This window comes from Butyrivibrio sp. XPD2002 (assembly GCF_000423945.1).
Taxonomy (GTDB): domain Bacteria; phylum Bacillota; class Clostridia; order Lachnospirales; family Lachnospiraceae; genus Butyrivibrio.
On the sequence record NZ_AUIY01000020.1, the window covers coordinates 21,656 to 43,764 of the forward strand.

Consider the following 22,109-nt stretch of genomic DNA (forward strand, 5'->3'; position numbering starts at 1 on the left):
TAGCTATCCTTTACTTTTTCGGGGATCGATTTTTGATTTATATACGCGATTTTTGTTATATCAGCTTATTAAGCAAGGTTCTCGTCCTTAACGATCTTAACGATTCTGCTTGTTCCAAGTCTGTCAGCACCAAGTTCCATGAACTTTTCAGCATCAGCGATGCTTCCGATTCCGCCTGCAGCCTTCATCTTTACATCGGGACCAACATGCTTTGCAAAGAGTGCGATGTCATCAAAGGTAGCACCTGCTGTTGAGAAGCCAGTAGAGGTCTTGATGTAATCAGCCTTGGCCTCTGTTACAAGCTCGCACATCTTGATCTTCTCTTCATCTGTGAGGAGGCAGGTCTCGATGATAACCTTGAGGATGTGGTCACCGCAGGCAGCCTTGATCTCTTTGATCTCATTGAGAACATAGTCATAGTTCTTAGCCTTGAGCTCACCGATATTGATAACCATATCGATCTCGTTAGCGCCCTTTTCGATGGCATCCTTTGTCTCGAATACCTTTGTCTCAGTTGTCATGTTTCCGTTGGGGAAACCGATAACAGTACAGATGTTGAGCTTTCCGTTTGTGTAGTCGTGAACACGCTTGATGTAGCAGGGAGGAATGCAGATGGAAGCTGTCTCATATTTCATTCCATCATCAGCGATTTCCTTGATCTGATCCCAGGTTGCTTCCTGCTTTAAAAGTGTGTGATCACAGTGGTTTAATATTGTTTTGATATCCATAATTATCTCCTTTTTAGAAAAATATATCCCGGCCAGGTCTACGACACAGCCGGGATAAGCATAAAGTTTTTATCTTTGTCCCTTATCGTAGGGGATACCTTCTGCCTTAGGAGCTCTGGAGTTCTTGGATGTGAATGCAAGAACGAGGAGTGAAATTACATAAGGCATTATGTTGTATACAGTACCTGAAATAGGCAGTGCATGAAGGATTCCAATTCCCATATATACATTTGATAAGGATCTGAATACTGCGAACAGTACAGCAGACCATGCGATTCTCTCAGGCTTCCACTGACCGAAGATCATAACAGCCAGAGAGAGGAAACCTGCACCTGCAACACCGTAATCGAAGTGCCAGGTTGAGTTAGCAGCAGCGATATAAATGATACCACCGATTCCTGCAAGGAAACCGGAAATGATAACGCCTGAATATCTCATGGCATATACGCTGATACCAACGGATTCTGCAGCCTGAGGATGCTCACCGCAGGCACGAAGTCTTAAAGCAAACTTTGTCTTGTAAAACATTACGATTGCAATAACAAGAAGTATTGCAGCTACTACTACGAACCAGGAGAGCTGAACGGGGCCAATGCTGAACATGAATGCATCGTGACCTCTTACATAGTCAAGCTTTGCTGAGAAGTCAGTTCCGTTTGATCTGGATGTATTAAATGCTTTAACAATAACGGTTGCTGATGCAGTAGCAAGCATGTTCAGAGCAGTGCCGATAAGGGTCTGGTCAGCGTTGAAATGAATGCAGGCAACAGCTATAAGGAGTGATGATGCCATTCCGGCTAAAGCAGCAGCTATAAGTGTCAGAGACACGATAGTGAACTTGGATGCATCAGCAGGAAGGAGAACCATTACCATAGCTCCGGCCATAGCGCCGAATACCATGATTCCTTCAAGTCCGAGGTTGATGATACCGCTTCGCTCAGAGAACATACCGCCAAGTGCTACCAGGATCAAAACAGCGGAGAAAATAAGTGTGTACTGAATAAGTAATGCCATATTCTTACACCTCCTTCTTATCAGCCGCTTTGTCTTCGGCAGTTTTATTTGTATCTTCTGCGTTAGCATTAGAAGAAGTTCCAAGCTTGCTTACAGGCTTTGTCATGAGCTTTCTGAAGAAAAGAACAAAGCCGCACAGATAGATGATAATAGCGATCATAAGATCTGCAACCTGAGGGTTGTAATAGTTTGTATTGAGGTACTGACCACCCTGTGTGATGTAGGTTACGAACAGACCTGCGAAAATTGTTCCTATAGGATGAAGACCACCGAGGAATGCAACTGCAATTCCAGAGAATCCCATTCCGGGAACAGAGGATGAAATCTTGTAATGCTCAATACCTGTCAGGTAGTAGAGACCAGCAGCCATACCGGAAATAGCACCGGAAATAACAAGGCTGAGGATGATGTTTCTCTTTGCGTTCATTCCGGCGTATTTAGCAGCGTCCTTGCTGTGACCTGTAGCCTTGAGCTCATAGCCGAAAGTTGTCTTGCCGAGAATGAAAAGAATTCCAATAGCAATGAGAATTGTAAGCGGAACAGCAATGGTAATGTACTTATTCTTTCCAAAGAACTCGCTGAGGAAAGAAGGAAGAAGGCTGGCATCCTTAACTGCAAAGGTCTCGGATTTTGTGGTGTTCATAACCTTTTTATCGCCCAAAATGATGTTACATATATATAGGGCTATCCAGTTAAGCATGATACCTGCGATAACTTCGTTTACATTGCAATAAGCCTTGAAGAATCCGCAGATGCATCCCCAAAGGGCACCTGCAAGGAATGCAGCCAGGATACAGAGCAGCCAGTTCCAATGAAGAGCCAGAGCTGTATAAAGGCTGGCGATGATACCAACAGTATACTGTCCGGCACATCCGATGTTGAAAAGACCTGTTTTGTATGCAAAAAGAATGGCTTCTGCACAAAGTATTACGGGAACGGACTTTACAAGTACGGATCCCATGGCGCTCATGAGCTTTTTCTGATTGCCGGCGAACTTGAAGAAGTTACGAAGGATGGCAAACATTCCTTCAGAAGCGTGAGCCGGGTTCATGAGAAGCAAAATGACATATCCCAGTAATATTCCGAGTATTGCGCATACGATGGATGCAAGCAGTGTCTGAAAACCGGGTTTTCTTAAAAGACTTGTTTTTTCTTCCACGCTTATGCCTCCTTTCTGGTGTCGCGCTTAGCGCCTGACATATAAAGACCAAGTTCCTGAAGAGTAGTTGTCTTGGGATCAACCTCTCCAACGATTTCGCCTTCATACATAACTAAAATTCTGTCTGAAAGATTCATTACTTCATCGAGCTCGAGGGATACCAGAAGAATGGCATTACCTGCATCTCGCTCCTTAACGATTTCTTCGTGGATTGTTTCGATAGCGCCGACATCAAGACCTCTTGTAGGCTGAACAGCTATAAGAAGCTTGTGATCGCGATCCATCTCACGGGCGATGATGGCTTTCTGCTGGTTACCACCGGACATTGCTCTGACAACAGTGGTAGCACCCTGACCTGAACGGACATCAAAAGCCTTGGCAAGCCTGTCTGAGTACTTTCTCATCTCAGCCTTTTTAAGAAGACCGTTCTTGGAGAAAGCGGGTTCAAAATAGCGCTGGAGAATCATGTTCTCCTCAAGAGTATAGTCGAGAACCAGACCGTGCTTATGTCTGTCCTCAGGAATATGGCTCATGCCATGTGTGTTCTTATAGCGGATTGACTTATTGGTGATATCCTCACCGCAGAGAGTGATCTTACCGCTTGCGATATCATCAAGACCTGTGAGTGCTCCGACAAATTCTGTCTGACCGTTTCCGTCGATACCTGCGATACAAACGATTTCGCCTGCGCGTACGTTAAAGGAAACGTTGTGAACAGAGTCGTTGGAATGGAGCTTACTCTTAACGCATACGTTTTCAACCTTCAGAACTTCCTCTGCAGGCTTAGCTTCATCCTTATCAACAGCAAACTTGACGTTACGACCTACCATCATGGAAGAGAGCTCTTCCTTTGTGGTGTTCTTAACATCAACAGTTCCGATATATTTACCTTTTCTGAGGATTGAGCAGCGGTCAGCAACCTCCATAATCTCATTGAGCTTATGAGTTATGAAAAGAATGGACTTACCCTCGGCAGCGAGATTCTTCATGATCTTCATGAGCTCGTCAATTTCCTGAGGTGTAAGAACTGCTGTAGGCTCGTCAAAAATGAGAATCTCATTATCTCTGTAAAGCATCTTGAGAATCTCAACTCTCTGCTGCATTCCTACAGTAATGTCTTCGATTAGAGCATCGGGATCGACCTTCAGATTGTACTTGTTTGACAGGTCAAGAACCTTCTTCTTTGCTTCAGCTTTAGTCAAAAAGCCCATCTTACTTGGTTCTGAACCAAGAATAATGTTATCTAAAACTGAGAAAATATCTACCAGCATGAAGTGCTGGTGAACCATTCCGATACCGAGAGCTGTGGCATCGTTAGGATTGGCAATTTTAACTTCCTTGCCATCTTTTTTGATTACACCCTTTTCAGGTGTGTAGTGACCGAAAAGTACACTCATAAGTGTGGATTTACCGGCACCGTTCTCCCCCAAAAGTGCATGGATTTCCCCGCGCTTAAGCTGCAGTGTTATATCATCATTAGCTATGATGCCAGGGAATTCTTTTGTGATATGCAACATTTCAATTACATAATCTTCCATAAATAGCACACCTTTCTGTATTTTATTGCATAAAAAACATGAATTCCTTTGGGAATTCGTTCTTTGTCTTCTAGTTTATCATTTTTTAGGGCGTAAAAAAAGCGCCTTCCTTATAAAAGGAAAGCGCTTTTGGAGTTATTTATGATTAGTGGATGTTGTCAAACTCGTTAACAGTGATCTCTGTCTCAGGCATAGCCTCGATATCGCTGGAAACTGTTACATCACCTGCATACATAGAAGCAACAAGTGCCTTGTAATCATCAACTGTGAACTTCTCCATTGACCATGTTTCTGTAGGAAGCTGTACATAGTTGAGAGTCGGATCATCACCTGATACAAGACCAAGGTTCTCGATCTTACCAGCGTAAGAATCCCACTTACCTGCGAAGAGGTCTGTAAGAGTTGAGTTAACTGTTGCAGCAAGACCCTTCATAGCAGATGTTACGCAGATGCCATCGCCGTAAAGACCATCGATTGTGCCAGACTGGTCAACGTCAACACCAACAACCTTGCCGCCTGCCTTCTTAGCAGCCTCACCAGCTGATGTGAAGATACCGCCGCCGCAAGCGAATACGATCTCTGTGCCACCCTGGTACCATGTATCCATAACAGCTGTAACAGACTCGTCACCGAAGAACTGTCCGCCGTATACATAGTTAACTTCTACGTCAGCAGTGTTGCCAAGATCCTTTGCAGCATCGTTAGCACCCTGAACGAAACCAAAACCATAACGGATAACTGCAGGAACTGCCATACCGCCAAGGAAACCAAGCTTTGTGTAGCCTTCCTTAACTACAGCATAACCAGCCATGTAACCAGCAAGCTCTTCCTGGTATGTGAATGAGCATACGTTTGAAGGAAGCTCTGTCATGCCAGCGCCTTCGAAGTCACCCTCTGAGCAGTCAAGAGCGATGATTGTAACATCAGGGTTCTCCTCTGCGCAAGAAGCGATCATGCCTGCGAAAAGATATCCGGGAACTACGATTACGTTGTAACCGTCAGAAACAGCGTTATCAAATGCTGCGATACGAGCCTCGTCAGAATCCTCTGTGGGCTTGTAGTACTGATAGTCAACACCCTGAGCCTCAGCGAATGCCTTTGAAGCCTCATAGGTTGTCTGGTTGAATGACATATCTGTGATGTCACCTGAGTCTGTGATCATAGCGATCTTGTAGTCGCCTGAAGCCTCTGTAGCTGTCTCATCAGCAGCTTCCTCAGTAGCTTCTTCTGTAGACTCCTCAGTAGCTTCCTCAGTTGAAGCTTCCTCAGTAGCCTCTTCAGTTGTCTCCTCTGTAGCAGCTTCCTCAGTTGAAGTCTCTTCTACAGCAGTATCAGCTGTGTTGTCAGCACCGGTTGAAGAACCGCCACAAGCAACAAGGCTGAATGTGAGTGATGCAGTAAGCATCATAGCCATTAACTTCTTCATAATGTTTGTCTCCCTTTCTTTATTAAATAAACATTAGAATCATTGCGCAGAATTAACCACACAATCTATACAGATTATAATCATTTATTAATTTTTTCACAAGATATAAAGCATTTTTTTGTGGCTTTTGCCATAGGCTTTATATTTCTATAATATTTTTTGGGTAGAGATATATGCGGAATTACGTTATAATAAACTAGTATCTGTACTTTTCCATGAGGAGGGAAGTCATGAAAAGAAAAAAATTATCTTTTGACAAAGAACTTTTTAAGAGGAGTGTTTTATATAATGTAAAAACACTTTATCGAAAAAATATTGAGGAGGCTACTCCGCAAGAAATCTTCCAGGCATCTGCTTATGCAATAAAGGATGCAATCGTTGATCATTGGATGACTACGCAGAAGGCTGCGAACGAACAGGATCCAAAGATTGTCTACTACATGTCCATGGAATTCCTGATGGGACGTGCCCTTGGTAACAACTTAATAAACCTTCAGGCATACAAGCCGGTAAAGGAAGCTTTGGATGAGCTGGGCGTAGATATCAACGTTGTTGAGGATCAGGAACCGGATCCGGCTCTTGGTAACGGTGGTCTTGGAAGACTTGCTGCATGTTTCCTTGATTCCCTGGCATCATTGGGATACATGGCATATGGCTGTGGTATCCGCTATAAATATGGAATGTTTAAGCAGAAGATCAAGGATGGTTATCAGGTAGAGGTGCCGGATAACTGGCTTGAGTTCGGTAATCCCTTCGAGCTTAGACGTCCTGAATATGCAAAGGAAGTTAAGTTTGGCGGATACGTAAATGTATTTGTTGATGACAGAGGCCGCAACATTTTCAGACAGGAGGGCTATCATTCTGTTAGGGCTATTCCCTATGATCTTCCTGTAGTAGGATATGGCAACGGCGTTGTTGATACTCTTAGAATATGGGATGCAGAGCCTGTTAACTGCTTCGAGCTTGATTCCTTCGATAAGGGTGATTATCAGAAGGCTGTTGAGCAGGAGAACCTTGCAAGTCAGCTTTGTGAGGTGCTTTACCCCAACGATAACCACATAGCAGGTAAGGAACTTCGACTTAAGCAGCAGTACTTCTTTATTTCTGCTTCAGTTCAGACAGCTTTAAAGAGATACCTTCGTCGCCATGACGATATAACCAAATTCTATGAAAAGGCTGTTTTCCAGCTTAATGATACACACCCGACAGTAGCGGTTGCAGAGCTTATGCGACTTCTCATGGATGAATATTATCTTCCCTGGGATACTGCATGGGACGTAACAATGAAGACCTGCTGCTACACAAACCATACAATTATGGCTGAGGCTCTTGAGAAGTGGCCTATTGATCTCTTCCAGAGACTTCTTCCCAGAATCTATCAGATTGTTGATGAGATCAACAGAAGATTTGTGGATCAGATCATGCGTCAGTACTCAAATCTTCCCAGCATTGATGTTCAGGGCAAGATTCGCAGCATGGCTATTTTGTATGACAATCAGGTAAAGATGGCTCATCTGGCAATCGTTGGCGGACACTCTGTAAACGGTGTTGCAAGACTTCATACAGAGATCCTTAAAAAGAGAGAGCTCAGGGACTTCTACGAGATGTATCCTGATAAGTTCAACAACAAGACCAACGGAATTACCCAGAGACGTTTCCTTATGCATGCAAATCCTTTACTCGCAGACTGGGTAACCGAGAAGGTTGGAGAGGACTGGATCACAGATCTGTCCCTTATCAGCGGCCTTAAGAGTCTTGCTAACGATAAGAAGGCGCAGAAGGAATTCATGGAGATCAAGTATGAAAACAAGAAGCGTCTTGCAGCTTATATTAAGGAACACAACGGAATAGAGGTTGATCCCAAGTCAATTTTCGACTGCCAGGTTAAGAGACTTCATGAGTATAAGCGTCAGCTACTCAACATACTTCATGTTATGTATATCTATGATATGCTGAAGAGCCATCCGGATATGGAGTATACTCCCAAGACATATATTTTCGGAGCTAAGGCAGCAGCCGGATATCAGACAGCTAAGCTGACAATCAAGCTTATCAACTCTGTGGCAGATGTTATTAATAATGATGCTTCCATTAATGGAAAGCTCAAGGTTGTATTTATAGAGGATTACAAGGTTTCAAATGCTGAGCTCATCTTTGCGGCAGCTGATATCTCCGAGCAGATTTCAACAGCAAGTAAGGAGGCTTCCGGAACCGGTAACATGAAGATGATGCTGAACGGTGCCATCACCCTCGGAACTCTGGACGGTGCTAACGTTGAGATGCTCGAGGAGGTTGGTGAGGAGAACATGTTCATCTTCGGTCTGACCTCTGAGGAAGTAATCGCCTATGAAAAGAACGGCGGATATAATCCCGGAGAAATCTATGACAAGGATCCTAATGTAAAGAGAACTCTGGATCACCTTGTTGATGGAACATATTCTAAGGATAGAGAGCTTTTCAGACCACTGTTCAATTCGCTTCTTAATACAATCAACTCAAATAAGGCGGATCAGTATTTCATATTGAAGGATTTCGAATCCTACATTGAGGCTCAGAGTGCTATATCCGAGGCATACAGAGATGCTAAGAAGTGGGCTAAGATGGCTATTCTTAATACTGCTTCATGTGGTAAGTTCTCATCAGACAGAACCATTCAGGAGTATGTAGATGAGATTTGGCACATTGACAAACTGGATCTTTCAAATGTATAAATAGTTTTATAATCACGAGGCTGTGTGTGGGGAGACCTGCGCACAGCTTTTTTCATAATTGGGATAAACAAATTTGAGATTTATGGTACAATACGTGGGAGTAGATTAATAATTTGTTGGAAAGGTAGGAGTTTAATGGTTAAGACGTATGATAGCGGTGCATATTTGGTTAATGGTACTGAACTGATTCCGGATGGGGCCGGAGCATTAGATGCAGTTCAGGCTAAAGCAAATAAGCAGACAGACAAGACAGAAGCAAAGAAGAACACAATAGCTTATGGCATTCTGAAGAATCACAACACTTCAGATAATATGGAGAAGCTTGAGATCAAATTTGATAAGCTTACCAGCCATGACATTACTTATGTAGGTATTATTCAGACCGCACGTGCGTCAGGACTTGAGAAATTCCCGATTCCTTATGTACTTACCAACTGCCACAATTCACTTTGTGCAGTAGGTGGAACTATAAATGAAGATGACCATATGTATGGTCTTACAGCTGCCCAGAAATACGGCGGAATCTATGTACCCCCTCATCAGGCAGTAATTCACCAGTTCGCAAGAGAGATGCTTGCAACAGGTGGCGGAATGATCCTTGGTTCTGATTCCCACACCAGATATGGTGCACTTGGAACCATGGCTATGGGTGAAGGCGGACCGGAGCTCGTTAAGCAGCTTCTCAGCCAGACCTATGACATCAACATGCCTGAGGTTGTCGCTATTTATCTTACAGGCGAGCCTATGCACGGCGTAGGACCTCAGGACGTGGCTCTTGCTATTATCGGTAAGGTATTTGGCGATGGCTATGTAAAGAACAAGGTAATGGAGTTCGTAGGACCCGGTGTTAAGAGCCTCAGCGCTGATTTCCGTATTGGTGTTGATGTTATGACTACAGAGACTACCTGCCTGTCATCTATCTGGCAGACAGATGATGAGATCAAGAGCTTCTATGATACTCACGGCAGAGGCGGAGACTTCAAGGAGCTTAAACCCGGCGATGTTGCTTATTATGACGGAGTTGTAGAGGTTGATCTTTCTACAATCAAGCCTATGATCGCTATGCCTTTCCATCCCAGCAACACCTATGAGATCGAGGAGGTTAATGCCAACCTTGAGGACATCATAGCTGATGTTGAGAAGCGTGCTAAGGTTAGCTTCGGAGATAAGGTACAGTATTCACTTAAGGAGAAGATCAAGAACGGTAAGTTCATGGTTGATCAGGGTGTAATCGCAGGGTGTGCAGGTGGCGGATTTGAGAATATCTGTGCTGCTGCTGATATCCTTGAGGGAAGATTTACAGGAAATGACAGATTTACACTCAGCGTATATCCTGCTTCTACTCCTATCTTTATGGAAATAGTTAAAAATGGCGTAGCTGCCAAGATTCTTGAGACAGGTGCAATTTTAAAGACAGCTTTCTGCGGACCCTGCTTTGGTGCCGGTGATACTCCTGCTAATAACGCATTCAGTATCCGTCACTCAACAAGAAACTTCCCTAACCGTGAAGGTTCTAAGGTTCAGAGCGGTCAGATCGCTTCTGTTGCTCTTATGGACGCAAGATCAATTGCTGCAACAGCTGCTAATAAGGGTGTTCTTACTCCTGCAACAGCTTTTGACGGCAAGTTTAATAAGTATACTTATCACTTTGATAAGGAGATATATGCTAACCGTGTATTTGATTCACACGGAGTTGCTGACAGCAATGCTGAGCTTCAGTTTGGGCCCAACATTAAGGACTGGCCGAAGATGGAAGCACTTACAGATAACCTTCTGCTTAAGGTTGTATCAGAGATTCACGATCCTGTAACAACTACAGATGAGCTTATCCCTTCAGGTGAGACATCATCCTACAGATCCAATCCTCTTGGACTTGCAGAGTTCACTCTTTCAAGAAAGGATCCTGAATACGTAGGACGCGCAAAAGAGGTTTATGCTAATGAGCTCAAGAGACGTGAGGATGTGGCTCTTGATGCAATGGGAGATGAGATCTCCGGCGTAGTTAAGGCTCTTTTGGCTGAGTATCCTGATGTTAATGCTAAGAATACAGGAATCGGCTCCACAATTTTCGCAGTAAAACCCGGTGACGGTTCTGCGAGAGAGCAGGCTGCTTCCTGCCAGAAGGTTCTCGGCGGCTGGGCTAACGTGGCTAACGAGTATGCTACAAAGCGTTATCGTTCAAACCTCATCAACTGGGGTATGCTTCCGCTTGTAATTGAGAAGGGTGATCTTCCCTTCAAGAACCTTGATTACATCTTCCTTCCCGGAGTTAGAGCTGCGGTTGAGAGCAAGGCAGATTCTATCAAGGCAGTTGCTGTATCAGATGGAAAACTCAAGGAGTTTACAATGACTCTTGGAGACCTTACAGATAACGAGCGCGAGATTATCCTTGACGGATGTCTTATCAATTACAACCGCGCAGGTAAGAAATAATAAGCAGGGTATAAGATAAATATCATGTTTAAAGCTTTTTATAAAAAAAGAATACCGGCTCTTTGCATGGCTGCAGCAGTGGCGATCACTGCCTGTGGCTGTGGAGGAACGGCTAAAAATGAAAGTGTAACACCGGAGCAGGAGGCGCAAGGGAGCGAGCCTGCTCCAAATGTCGTCTATGAAGTTCCTGTTATGGTACCTGGAGCACTCGTGGATCAGAATGGCTATAGGACCGGGGCAGAGAAATCCGTAATTTTTAAAGGAAATGATCTGCCGGATGTGTTTTATGTGTATAACGCGGAGAATGACGAGCTTGAATACACAGGCCAGATGAGGACCACCAATCACACGGATGATGGTGATGAAATAAAAGAAGGCTATTTTACCGATTTGATAGAGGACGGAACCTACTATATATATACGGATAAAATAGGAAGCTCTTATGCATTCAGAATTCAGAATGATCTGTATGATGACATTTTTAATGAGGCCTGCAAGACCTATTACAAGAACAGATGCGGCACTGCGGTTTCGGAATCTTTGGCGGGTGATAGTGCTCATGCTGCCTGTCACACGGCTGAGGCTCATTTGCAGGAGGACCCTTCCAAGGCCATTGATGTGTCGGGAGGATGGCATCTCAATGCTCAGGCGGACAGAGATGTTGTAACCGGCTGTAAGATAGCTCTGAATCTCCTTCTGGCCTATGAGATGAATTCCAAGGTGGTGACCGATGACTCGGGAATTCCTGAGAGCGGAAACGGCATACCGGATCTTTTGGATGAGGTCAGATATGAGGTTGAGTGGCTCATGAAGATGCAGGATGAGCGCACCGGAGGAGTTTATGGTTCTGCGCTCACCGTGATGGATGAAAACACTGACCTTATGCAGGCAAATGTTGAGGTTACGCCTATCACTATGGAGGCGACCATCAGCTTTGCAACGCTTTTATCTGATTTTGGATACTTATATCAGAGCTATGATTCGGGATTTGCCACAACCTGCCTTAAGTGTGCAGACAGGGCGTATGCTCTTTATGCAGGTACTGAGAATGTAAAGGAAAAGCCTGAGGGCTTTTATGCGGCAGCGCAGCTCTACAGAGCGACGGGCGCTTCAAACTATGAGCAGGTGCTTACTGCAAACTTTGAATCAAGTAAGTTTGATCAGCTTTTTGCTGAAAACGAGGATGTTTTCCTTGGAGCTATTACCTATATTTCCACCAATCAGAAGGTAAATGTGGATGTATGCTCCAGGATAATGAAGCTCCTTATGAAAAAGACCACAGCAATCGTTAATGCTACAAGGAGCTCCGCGTTTATGGTTACCAGTGAGGACCATGCACAGCTCCTTGATGATATGAGAACCATAACAATAACGGATCATATAATATATAATTATGAGTATACGACCATCATCGAGAACCATGCGCATTACCTTATGGGTAGAAATCCCGAGGCCGTAAACTATGTGACAGACTCTACTGAGCGTACATATCTGGACACTGATGAAGGAACAGGAATTATGAATCAGCCCCTTCTTAACGCAAAGCTCATTTTCATGCTGAGTGTTATCAAGGAGTGATGAGACAGGAAAACTTAAATGAATACAGAAATAGATGGATTAAAAATAAATTATCGGGATGAGGGACAGGGACCGCTTCTGGTTCTCCTTCATGGATGGGGATCAAATGTAGACCTTTTTGATGGCATATTTAAATTTGCTTCCAAAAAGTATCACGTTGTCGGCATGGACATGCCGGGCTTCGGTAAGAGCAATGAGCCCACTGAGCCCTGGGAAGTAAGCGACTTTGTGGATTTCGTGATTCATTTTATAAATAAACTCTATCCGGATGACAAGGAGGTTATTCTTCTTGGTCATTCCATGGGCGGACGCGTTATCATTAAGATGATCGGCACGAAAAGTGAGGAGGAGCTTGGCTTTAAGGTTACCAAGGTTATTCTCACTGACAGTGCGGGAATCAAGCCTGTTCCGTCAGGTAAGCAGTCCAGCAGGACAAAGAGATATAAATTCTACAAGGGAATTCTTAATAAGACAGGAATTGCAAAGGCATTTCCGGGAACCCTTGAGAGTCTTCAGAAGAAATTCGGCTCAGCTGACTATGCGGCTGCAACTCCTATCATGAGGGCAAGCCTTGTAAAGGTTGTAAATGAGGATCTTGCGCCATATATGCCCAAGGTGACAATGCCTGCTCTTCTTATCTGGGGAGACCAGGATACAGCAACACCTCTTTCTGACGGGCAGCAGATGGAGAAGCTTATGCCGGAGGCAGGTCTTGCGGTTATACCGGGAGTTGGTCACTACTCCTTCCTGGAGAATCAATATATGTACAACAAGATTTTGGGAAGCTTCCTGAAAATAGAAATGTGAGGAACCTTATATGAACACAATAATCTTTTTTATATATATTGCGGCTTATATAGCAGCAACGGTTATGGGGCTTAGGCACTATACTCATATGCTGCAGCTTTCGTCCTACCAGTTCCAGGGGTACTTCAGGTATCTTAAGTCAAAGCCCCACAGGTATGGACTTCATGTTGGCTTTTTATTTGTGACAGCTATTCTGGGAATACTTGGCAGAAACAGCCTCAGCAAGGCTTTTGCTATTTTATCCCTGGTATTTTTGATCTTTCTTATTTTTCAGTATCTGCCGAAGCCTGCAAAGAAGAAATTCGTTGTAACCAAGAGAGTTCAGCGACTTTTCATAACCTATGCGGTAGTATTCCTTATTTTCTGGGGAATATCAAGCTGGTGCTATTACACAAGCGGAGAGACACTGGCAGGTGTATTTATTGCTTCTAAGAACAGCGTTTCTAACTTCACGATAGAGACTAATCCCAAGAAGCTCACAGCAATGTTCCTTGTTGCTGTTTTCATGGGATTCCTTCCTCTTGTTACAGCGCTTTGTAACCTGATAAACAAGCCCATCGAGAAGAAGGTAAACGATTGGTTTATCCATGATGCTCAGAGAATGTTAAATGAGCATCCGGGACTTAGGATCATCGGTATTACAGGAAGCTATGGTAAGACAAGTGTTAAGTATTACCTCTGGACTCTTCTTTCAGAGGGCTTCAGGGTTCTGATGACACCTGAGAGCTTCAATACACCGATGGGAGTTGTTCGTACTATCAGAGAGCAGCTCACACCTATGCATGAAATCTTCATCTGTGAGATGGGAGCAAGACATGTGCATGACATCAAGGAGATAACAGATATCGTTCATCCCGATGACGGTATGCTGACATCCATAGGACCTCAGCACCTTGAGACCTTCCATTCCATGGAAAATATTGTTGATACCAAGCTTGAGCTCTTTGATGCGGTTCAGGAAAAGAGCAGCGAAGGTCTTAAGTTTGCAAACGGTGATAATGAGATAATTAAGGATAATCTCAGACACAACAATGTGGTTCTGTACGGCTGCAGCGAGGGCTGTGACTATAGAGCAACAGAGGTCAGATTCACAGCAGACGGCGCATCCTTCAGGGTTACTGCTCCTAATGGGGATACAGAGAGCTTCTCAATGAAGCTTCTCGGTGAGCACAATGTTACAAATGTTGTAGGCGCGATTGCCATGGCTCACACAATGGGAATTCCCATGAGCAAGCTGAAGATGGCGGTAAGACGTATTACTCCTGCACCTCACAGACAGGAGTTGAAAAAGCACGGCAATGTATCAATCATTGATGATGCTTACAACTCAAATCCGATGGGTGCAAAGAGAGCTCTTGATACACTTTCTAAATTTGAAGATAGCGTAAGAATCCTTGTAACACCCGGAATGGTTGAGCTTGGTGACAAGGAAGCAGAATATAACAAGGAATTCGGTAAGCAGGCTGCCGAGGCAGCAGATTATATCATTCTTGTTGGATCAGACCACACAAGACCCATTAAGGAAGGAGCTCTTGAAGCAGGCTTCTCAGAGGACAGACTTTTCGTCAAGGAAGCGCTTAAAGAAGCTACTGATCTGATGTACGAGCTGGAGGCAGGTAAGCCCAAGGTAATTCTTTTGGAAAATGATCTGCCGGATAACTATCTGTAATGCTTACACAATAGAGGATAATTAAGGAAGAAACATGAAACTGGAGAGAGGTCTTGAAATAAAAAAGACTATCTGTGGCGAAGGAGAAAAGGCAGTAACACTTGATGCTGCCTTTTCTCTCGTTATGGCATTCATTACGGTGATCAACCAGAATGCTATCATGGATCATCTTTTTTTCAGTAAATATAATATTGCCAGATATATCATCCTGTTTATGGTGTACACGGTTTTATTTTATGTGACCACAAGGATTATATGGGCTGTCTATAAAGATAAAGGTAAGGAAGCGGCGATCTGTGAAAAGAGACTTCCAAGACTTAAGCTGGCTCTTATTATGCTTGCTGCCTGGCTTCCGTATCTGCTGGTATTCCTTCCCGGAGTCGCCAATTATGATACGGTCAATCAGGTGAATGACCTTTTCGACGGAGTAGGCCCAGTGCCCTTTGGGTTTATTGAAGGACAAAAGACAGTAAATGTATTCCTAAATGCTCATCATCCAATAGTTCCGACCTTTATCTTTTCAGCTTTTATCGCGATCGGAACCTTACTGGGAAGTGCCACACTTGGCTTTTTGATATATGTTATCTGTCAGATGGCAGCAGGAGCATTTCTTATATCCGGGATACTCTGCGATATATATGAAAATGCTAAAACAGACAAGGGACGTAAGCTAATAAAGCTTGTGAGACTTTTTTACATGTTTATGCCCTTTATTCCGATGTACATGATCTGCATGCTGAAGAATACCATGCACAGTCTGTTGTTTATTCTTCTCATTTATGTCCTGTACAGATACTTTACGGGCAGGGACGAAAAGCCGGCAGGCTCCTTTGCACTTTTGTTTTTGATAGAGATAATGCTGTGTGTAACCCTTAACACCGGAATATTTGTGGTTATCTTTACAGCGATAGGAATTTTATTCTTAAAAGACAAAAACAGGATTAAGATTCTGCTTGTATCCCTTGGCTGCGCGGTAGTGTGGTTCATAGTTTTCCCCAAGGTAATATATCCTGCAATGAATATCTTTCCCGGAGGAAAGCAGGAGCTTTACGGAACACTTTTCCAGCAGACTGCAAGACTTATCAGGGATAAGGAAGAAGACATAACGGATGAAGATAAAGAAATCATAAATGCGGTTTTAGACTATGATAGAATAAAAAAGGATTTCACCTTTAATGTGACGGATCCTGTGAAGGATACTTATCGAATCGACTGCACAAAGGAAGATATGAATGCGTATCTTAAGATGTGGATAAGACAGGGTATAAAGCATCCTGTGGTATATTTCAGGGCGACGCTTTCAATCTGCGGATATTTCTTTGCGCCCGGCGTGGGAATTCAGATATTTAGTGATATTCCCAAGGCTAAAGGAATATTTGGTGAGATTCACTCCCTGGTGCCCAACAGATTTGGAGAAAAGGCAGCGGAGCTGTATTTTCAGATTACGATCATGCCGGTGATAAAATGGATATTCCAGACAGTTCTCTATGCTTTCTGGATTCCTGTGTATCTGTTCTATATACTTGTTATCAGGGATAAGGCTGAGGATGAAGAAGGTAAAAAAAGGCCGGAGCTGATTGTGCTTTTGCCACTTTTTGTTACTGTTCTGTTTTTGGTAGTAAGTCCCATGAACTACAGCAGATATGCGCTTTGTCTTATATTTGCATCGCCTCTTGTGGTGGCGCTTTTGGGACCTCTTTATAAAAGAAGTTGAATTTTTCACAGATAAGATTATACTTTTTGATGTATGATTTTTTGTCGAAGCAATTTGAAAGGAAGTGTTTATTTTGAAGTTAAAGCTTGCAGTTCTCTTTGGCGGTAAAAGTACAGAGCATGAGATTTCCATTATCTCTGCTATTCAGGCAATAGGATATATGAACAGGGATAAGTACGATATCATTCCCGTTTATATGACTAAAGAGAATGATTTTTATATTGGCGAAGATATTGATAAGATCGAGGAATACACACATATTCCCGAACTCCTTAAGAAGAGCACAAAGGTAGTGTGGATAAAGGATGGCAATAAGGTCAATCTCGTCCGTTACCCCATGAAGAAGTTTGGTAACAACGTGGTTAACAGCGTAGATATCGCTTTTCCTATCGTTCACGGAACAAACGTTGAGGATGGTGTTCTTACAGGATACCTTCAGACACTTGGTCTTCCCGTAGTTGGCTGTGACGTTCTTTCTTCAGCTGTTGGAATGAACAAGTATGTTATGAAAACTGTTCTTAAGGACAACGATATTTCCGTTCTCGACTGCAAGTGCTATACATGGACAGATTATGAGGATGCTGAAGGTCTTATGAACAAAATCGAAGGCGCATTCAAGTATCCCGTTATTGTAAAGCCTATCAACCTTGGCTCAAGCATCGGTATTTCCAAGGCTGGTAACAGAGAAGAGCTCACAGAGGCTCTTGAGCTTGCATTTGAGTTCTCAAGAAAGATCCTTGTTGAGCCTGCTATCGTTAAGCTCAAGGAAATCAACTGCTCTGTTCTTGGTGATTACGAGGAAGCGGAGGCTTCTGAGTGTGAGGAGCCCATCAACTCAGATGAGATCCTTTCATTTGAGGATAAGTATATTGGCGGCTCAGGTGCTAAAGGAGCTAAGTCAGGTGGCGCTAAGACCGGTGGTTCTAAGGGAATGGCCAGCCTTAAGAGAAAGATCCCTGCTGATATCACAGATGAGCAGAGATCAGAAGTTAGAAAGATGGCAGTTGATGCATTTAAGTGCCTTGGCTGCAGCGGTGTTTCCAGAATAGACTTTATGCTTGATGAAGAGACCGGAAAAATCTATCTCAACGAGATAAACACAATTCCGGGATCACTGTCCTTCTATCTTTGGGAACCCCTTGGCAAGAAGTATTCACAGCTTCTTGATGACATGATTAATATAGCAATTAAACAGGACCGCGAGAATCACAAGCTGGTATTCTCTTTTGAGACTAACGTTCTTGAGGGAGTTAAGCTTGGTGGTGGCTCTAAGGGAAGTAAAGTTTGATTAATAAAAAATAAGGCGTTAAACCAACGCCTTATTTTTTTCATATGTATCCTGAATTATTTTGTGACAATAGAGTTCGATATTTTTCTTGTCCTCGGGCTCAAGCTGATCCATATAGATGGGAGCGCCGTACTCGAGAACTACATGAGATTTTTTGATAAAAGGAAGATGATCTTCAAAAATTGCATTTGAATTATTGATGGTCATCGGAACAATGGGGCATCCGGTTTTCTGAGCTATTTTAAAGCTCCCCTTATGGAACGGAAGCATCTCATCAGATTTGTTTCTGGTGCCTTCCGGATAGATGGTAATTGAAATGCCGTTTTTTACCTTATCGATAGCGGAGAGGATAACCTGCAGTCCCTGTCTGATATCGGATCTGTCAAGGAAGAGACAGTCCATATTTCTCATCCACTGGGAGAGAACGGGAACCTTGAGGATTTCCTTCTTGGCGATATAGCCTGTGAGTCTCGGAACTCTTGAGTAACTAAGAACTATATCAAAATAACTTCTGTGATTACCAACATAGAGTACTGCTTTGTCCTTTGGAACATTTTCCTCACCGATGACTGTAAGCTTCGCGCCGGAGAGAAAAGCCACACATCTAAAGGCCCAGCTCACTATGCGGAGTGAAGCGGTCTTTTTCGCTTCAAGGTTAAATTTACCTACAATCCAGAGCACAAACTGAATAAGTATGCTGCAGAGCAGGAAAATAAACAAAAATAAAAAAACTAAAATAAGACGTATCATGAATGAATCTCCGATAAATTTATAGTATGATGTATACGGATTTTGCAGGAGATATTCATCAACCTTAAATCCATACAAATAACTATTATACCACAATAAACATACAGGAAAAGGAAATCAAAATGCTTCTGATTAAAAACGGACGACTTATAGACCCGGCAAGCGGTCTTGACGGATACAGAGATGTCCTCATTCACAATGGAAGAATCGCCAAAGTGGGCTACTGCGGAACACTTGATGACATGGCAGCTGAGGCTGCGTCCATGTTTACAGAAGGCGGAGTGGCAAGACTTGATGAGATTGATGCAGGAGGAATGATTGTTGCTCCAGGACTTGTGGACGCACATGTTCATTTCAGAGATCCCGGCTTTACTGATAAGGAGGATATCCATACCGGCGCAGAGGCTGCCAAGAAGGGTGGATTTACCTCTGTTGTGATGATGGGAAATACCAATCCTTCACTGGATAATCCTGAGACAATAAGATATGCCCTCAAAAAAGGAGCTGAGACCGGTATTAGAGTTTTTTCCTGTGCCAATATCACAAAGGGAATGCAGGGAAAAGAGCTGACTGATATGGAAGCCCTTCTGGATGAAGGCGTAGTTCTCTTTACAGATGACGGTAAGCCTCTCACGGATGAGAGCATTATGAAGAAGGCCTGCGAGAAGGCAGCTGCCCTTAATAAGGTGTTGAGTCTCCACGAGGAGGATCCTTCCTTTATAACTGACAATGGAATTAACGCCGGAGAAGCCGCTTGGGCGCTCGGAATAAAGGGCTCTCCAAGAGATGCCGAGATTGCTATGGTAAAAAGAGATATAGCACTGGCGAATGAAACAGGCGCACACATTACCATACAGCATATAAGTACTAAAGAGGCTGTGGATATGATAAGGGAGGCAAGGAAAACCAATCCGGGAATCCATGCGGAAGCAACGCCTCATCACTTTACACTTACAGATGAAGCAGTAGCAAAATACGGAAGCCTTGCCAAGATGAATCCGCCGCTTAGAAAAGAGAGCGACAGACTTGCGATCATCGAGGGATTAGCAGATGGAACGATTGAGACCATTGCGACAGATCACGCTCCCCACACAAAAGAGGAGAAGGAGAGGGAGATCACGAAGGCTCCCAGCGGAATTATAGGGCTGGAGACATCCCTCGGGCTTGGAATAAGGGAGCTCGTGGAGAAGGGGCATATGGATATGATGACTCTGCTTTCCAGAATGACCTGTCTTCCTGCGGCCATATATGAACTGTATGCGTTTGTACCCGGGGATGAATTATCCTCAGACGGAAGGAATGTTATAGAAGCACTTCCTGTCGGAAGAATATATGAAGGCGGCCCCGCTGATCTTGTGATTTTCGCTGAAAAAGAGACCTATAAGGTTGAAGAATTTGCATCAAAGGCTTCGAATTCGCCTTTTTTAGGGGAGGAATTACCCGGAAGGATTCATTTCACCATATGCGGTGGAAATGTTGTTTACAATATATAAATCATATTACGTGAAAGGAAAATACCAATGTCCAAGAAGAAAAAGATATCGGCTGAAGTAATTTCGCAAAGCAGCTTAGCAGAAGGAATAATGGATCTCAGGCTAAAGACAGATCTTGCTGAGGATGCAGGTCCCGGACAGTTTATCGGAATCTATCCCTCTAACAGATCGACACTTCTTCCAAGACCCATAAGTATCTGCGGCTATGACAAAACCGAGAAGACACTTCGCATAGTTTACAGAATAGCAGGAAGCGGAACAGCAGAATTTGCCCTGTACAGACCGGGAGACTGTGTGGATATACTGGGAATTTTGGGAAATGGGTTCCCTGTGGATAAGGCAAGTGGAAAAAAGGTTCTTATCATAGGTGGTGGAATAGGTGTACCGCCCCTTCTTGGCCTTGCAAAGGAACTGAAGGAGAATGGCTGTGCAGCAGAAATATCCATGGTTATGGGATATAGAAATTCCGAGACCTTCCTTTCAGATGAGTTTGAAAAATATGGAAAGCTTTATATAGCAACAGAGGATGGAAGCGTTGGAACCAAGGGTAATGTAATAGATGCCTGCAGGGAAAATAAGATAGAAGCGGATGTGATCTTTTCCTGTGGACCTATGCCCATGCTACGTGGCGTTGCAGCTTATGCAAAGGAGATATCCGCAAAGGCATATATTAGTCTTGAGGAGCGTATGGCCTGCGGTGTCGGAGCCTGCCTTGGATGTATATGCAAAACAAAAAATGTTGATGACCACTCACATGTAAACAACGCTCGCATTTGTACAGACGGTCCGGTATTCGATGCCGATGAGCTTGAGCTTTAAGGCTTTTGATAGTGCGGAAACCAGAGAATATATGCGACAAGCATCATAAATAGTAGGAGAATGGGATGAATACATCAGTAAATATATCCGGGGTAACCTTCAAAAACCCCGTAATGACAGCTTCAGGAACCTTTGGCTCAGGAATGGAATATGCGGAATTTGTTGATCTTAACAGACTTGGCGCAGTAGTGACCAAGGGCGTTGCAAGTGTTCCGTGGCCGGGAAACCCCACACCCAGAGTCGCTGAGGTTTACGGAGGAATGCTGAATGCAATAGGACTTCAGAACCCCGGAGTGGACGTGATGATAGAGAGGGATCTGCCCTTTCTTAAGGATTTTGATACAAAGGTAATAGTAAATGTGTGCGGAAAGAGCACCCAGGATTATGTGGACGTGGTAGATAAGCTTGCAGATCAGGACGGCGTTCACATGCTGGAGATAAATGTGTCCTGCCCCAACGTAAAGGAAGGCGGAATAGCTTTCGGACAGGATCCCAAGGCTCTTTTTGAGATCACAAAGGAGATAAAGAACCACGCTAAGCAGCCCATTATCATGAAGCTCAGCCCCAATGTCACAAGCATCGCTGAGATGGCTAAGGCTGCAGAGGCAGCAGGTTCAGATGCGATATCTCTTATAAATACCATAACCGGTATGAAGATTGATATTTATAAAAAGACATTTGCCATAGCAAATAAGACAGGAGGCCTTTCAGGTCCTGCAATTAAGCCAGTGGCTGTACGCATGGTTTATGAGGCTTCACATGCGGTAAAGATACCTGTAATTGGAATGGGTGGAATCGCAAATGCAGAAGATGCAATTGAATTTATGCTGGCAGGAGCAACTGGAGTTGCTGTCGGTGCCATGAACTTCCATGACCCCTACACAACACTTAATGTGGTAGAGGGCATAGAAAGATACATGAGAGAGCAGGGAATAAGCGATATCAATGACCTGATCGGTGCTGTAGATTAACGCTTTTCTGC

16 protein-coding genes are annotated in these 22,109 nt (G+C 43.7%); 10 read left to right on the forward strand and 6 right to left on the reverse strand.

Translation table 11 applies throughout. The features are described 5' to 3' along the window. Positions 1–68 precede the first annotated feature (68 nt). From deoC to G587_RS0111505, 5 genes are all read right to left on the reverse strand, one after another. On the reverse strand, positions 69–728 hold the full coding sequence (gene deoC, locus G587_RS0111485) for a deoxyribose-phosphate aldolase (protein WP_026492355.1): 660 nt from the start codon (positions 726–728) through the stop codon (positions 69–71). Positions 729–797: 69 nt separating this feature from the next. Beyond that, positions 798–1,742: an ABC transporter permease gene (locus G587_RS0111490; RefSeq protein WP_026492356.1), complete on the reverse strand. Its 945-nt coding sequence runs from the start codon at positions 1,740–1,742 to the stop codon at positions 798–800. Positions 1,743–1,746: 4 nt separating this feature from the next. Further along, on the reverse strand, positions 1,747–2,901 hold the full coding sequence (locus G587_RS0111495; protein ID WP_026492357.1) for an ABC transporter permease: 1,155 nt from the start codon (positions 2,899–2,901) through the stop codon (positions 1,747–1,749). Between the two features lie 2 nt (positions 2,902–2,903). Continuing rightward, positions 2,904–4,439 carry an ABC transporter ATP-binding protein gene (locus G587_RS0111500; RefSeq protein ID WP_026492358.1) on the reverse strand — a complete coding sequence of 512 codons (1,536 nt, stop codon included), beginning with the start codon at positions 4,437–4,439 and terminating at the stop codon, positions 2,904–2,906. 145 nt (positions 4,440–4,584) lie between these two features. After that, positions 4,585–5,865 (reverse strand): BMP family lipoprotein, encoded by a 1,281-nt coding sequence (locus G587_RS0111505; protein WP_330364456.1) that lies wholly within the window; start codon positions 5,863–5,865, stop codon positions 4,585–4,587. A gap of 230 nt (positions 5,866–6,095) precedes the next feature. On the opposite strand from G587_RS0111505, the gene G587_RS0111510 reads away from it, so the two are divergent. From G587_RS0111510 to G587_RS0111540, 7 genes are all read left to right on the forward strand, one after another. Continuing rightward, positions 6,096–8,576, forward strand: a complete 2,481-nt coding sequence (locus tag G587_RS0111510; protein WP_026492360.1) for a glycogen/starch/alpha-glucan phosphorylase — start codon at positions 6,096–6,098, stop codon at positions 8,574–8,576. 135 nt (positions 8,577–8,711) lie between these two features. Next, entirely contained in the window at positions 8,712–11,009 is a 2,298-nt protein-coding gene (locus G587_RS0111515; RefSeq protein WP_026492361.1) for a hydratase, read from the forward strand. 24 nt (positions 11,010–11,033) lie between these two features. Beyond that, on the forward strand, positions 11,034–12,587 hold the full coding sequence (locus tag G587_RS0111520) for a glycoside hydrolase family 9 protein (protein WP_026492362.1): 1,554 nt from the start codon (positions 11,034–11,036) through the stop codon (positions 12,585–12,587). An 18-nt stretch (positions 12,588–12,605) separates the two neighbouring features. Beyond that, complete coding sequence (locus G587_RS0111525) at positions 12,606–13,394, forward strand: alpha/beta fold hydrolase (protein WP_026492363.1); 789 nt, start codon at positions 12,606–12,608, stop codon at positions 13,392–13,394. Positions 13,395–13,404: 10 nt separating this feature from the next. After that, on the forward strand, positions 13,405–15,063 hold the full coding sequence (locus tag G587_RS0111530) for a Mur ligase family protein (RefSeq protein ID WP_026492364.1): 1,659 nt from the start codon (positions 13,405–13,407) through the stop codon (positions 15,061–15,063). 34 nt (positions 15,064–15,097) lie between these two features. Further along, positions 15,098–16,777 (forward strand): DUF6020 family protein, encoded by a 1,680-nt coding sequence (locus G587_RS0111535; protein ID WP_026492365.1) that lies wholly within the window; start codon positions 15,098–15,100, stop codon positions 16,775–16,777. Between the two features lie 73 nt (positions 16,778–16,850). Continuing rightward, complete coding sequence (locus tag G587_RS0111540; protein ID WP_026492366.1) at positions 16,851–18,065, forward strand: D-alanine--D-alanine ligase family protein; 1,215 nt, start codon at positions 16,851–16,853, stop codon at positions 18,063–18,065. A gap of 18 nt (positions 18,066–18,083) precedes the next feature. Here G587_RS0111540 and G587_RS0111545 read toward each other — a convergent pair whose 3' ends face one another. Next, positions 18,084–18,815 carry a lysophospholipid acyltransferase family protein gene (locus tag G587_RS0111545; protein WP_026492367.1) on the reverse strand — a complete coding sequence of 244 codons (732 nt, stop codon included), beginning with the start codon at positions 18,813–18,815 and terminating at the stop codon, positions 18,084–18,086. Between the two features lie 122 nt (positions 18,816–18,937). On the opposite strand from G587_RS0111545, the gene G587_RS0111550 reads away from it, so the two are divergent. The 3 genes from G587_RS0111550 to G587_RS0111560 all read left to right on the forward strand — a co-directional run bounded on the left by G587_RS0111550 (position 18,938) and on the right by G587_RS0111560 (position 22,098). Further along, positions 18,938–20,308 (forward strand): dihydroorotase, encoded by a 1,371-nt coding sequence (locus G587_RS0111550; RefSeq protein WP_026492368.1) that lies wholly within the window; start codon positions 18,938–18,940, stop codon positions 20,306–20,308. Between the two features lie 27 nt (positions 20,309–20,335). Next, a complete protein-coding gene (locus tag G587_RS0111555; protein WP_026492369.1) occupies positions 20,336–21,127 on the forward strand; it encodes a dihydroorotate dehydrogenase electron transfer subunit in 792 nt (263 codons plus the stop codon). Positions 21,128–21,192: 65 nt separating this feature from the next. After that, the gene (locus G587_RS0111560; RefSeq protein WP_026492370.1) at positions 21,193–22,098 is read left to right on the forward strand and encodes a dihydroorotate dehydrogenase; all 906 of its coding nucleotides are present in this window, start codon (positions 21,193–21,195) and stop codon (positions 22,096–22,098) included. The last annotated feature ends 11 nt before the right edge of the window (positions 22,099–22,109 follow it).

Excerpts from the sequence above, each read along its gene's own strand:
- deoC (WP_026492355.1), bottom strand. The coding sequence starts at position 728 with ATGGATATCAAAACAATATTAAACCACTGTGATCACACACTTTTAAAG.
- G587_RS0111490 (WP_026492356.1), bottom strand. The coding sequence starts at position 1,742 with ATGGCATTACTTATTCAGTACACACTTATTTTCTCCGCTGTTTTGATC.
- G587_RS0111500 (WP_026492358.1), bottom strand. The coding sequence starts at position 4,439 with ATGGAAGATTATGTAATTGAAATGTTGCATATCACAAAAGAATTCCCT.
- G587_RS0111505 (WP_330364456.1), bottom strand. The coding sequence starts at position 5,865 with ATGAAGAAGTTAATGGCTATGATGCTTACTGCATCACTCACATTCAGC.
- G587_RS0111510 (WP_026492360.1), top strand. The coding sequence starts at position 6,096 with ATGAAAAGAAAAAAATTATCTTTTGACAAAGAACTTTTTAAGAGGAGT.
- G587_RS0111515 (WP_026492361.1), top strand. The coding sequence starts at position 8,712 with ATGGTTAAGACGTATGATAGCGGTGCATATTTGGTTAATGGTACTGAA.
- G587_RS0111520 (WP_026492362.1), top strand. The coding sequence starts at position 11,034 with ATGTTTAAAGCTTTTTATAAAAAAAGAATACCGGCTCTTTGCATGGCT.
- G587_RS0111525 (WP_026492363.1), top strand. The coding sequence starts at position 12,606 with ATGAATACAGAAATAGATGGATTAAAAATAAATTATCGGGATGAGGGA.
- G587_RS0111530 (WP_026492364.1), top strand. The coding sequence starts at position 13,405 with ATGAACACAATAATCTTTTTTATATATATTGCGGCTTATATAGCAGCA.
- G587_RS0111535 (WP_026492365.1), top strand. The coding sequence starts at position 15,098 with ATGAAACTGGAGAGAGGTCTTGAAATAAAAAAGACTATCTGTGGCGAA.
- G587_RS0111545 (WP_026492367.1), bottom strand. The coding sequence starts at position 18,815 with ATGATACGTCTTATTTTAGTTTTTTTATTTTTGTTTATTTTCCTGCTC.
- G587_RS0111550 (WP_026492368.1), top strand. The coding sequence starts at position 18,938 with ATGCTTCTGATTAAAAACGGACGACTTATAGACCCGGCAAGCGGTCTT.
- G587_RS0111555 (WP_026492369.1), top strand. The coding sequence starts at position 20,336 with ATGTCCAAGAAGAAAAAGATATCGGCTGAAGTAATTTCGCAAAGCAGC.
- G587_RS0111560 (WP_026492370.1), top strand. The coding sequence starts at position 21,193 with ATGAATACATCAGTAAATATATCCGGGGTAACCTTCAAAAACCCCGTA.